The sequence below is a fragment of the Natrialba hulunbeirensis JCM 10989 genome (genome assembly GCF_000337575.1).
GTDB lineage: Archaea > Halobacteriota > Halobacteria > Halobacteriales > Natrialbaceae > Natrialba > Natrialba hulunbeirensis.
This window is the reverse complement of sequence record NZ_AOIM01000044.1, coordinates 1-219: the sequence shown is the minus strand read 5'-3', so window position 1 is coordinate 219 and position 219 is coordinate 1. Positions and strand designations below refer to the sequence as shown.

The window sequence follows — 219 nt, the reverse complement described above, 5'->3', positions numbered from 1 at the left end:
CAGGATTCAGCTGGCGACGGCGTAGCAGGCATCGACCTCGGCATCACGAACATCGCTACGGTTGCCTTCCCCGACGAGTACGTCCTGTATCCCGGCAACTCGCTCAAGCAGGACAAGCACTACTTCATGCGAGCAGAGTACGACACCGAGGGTGAAAATGGGCCGTCACAGAAGTCGATGTGGGCACGTCGAACACTCGCTGACCGCGAAACCCATTTC

At 58.4% G+C, this 219-nt stretch carries 1 pseudogene; it reads left to right on the top strand.

Annotated elements, in window-relative coordinates:
• A pseudogene (locus tag C483_RS19130) lies at positions 1-219 on the top strand (RNA-guided endonuclease TnpB family protein); the annotation flags it as partial.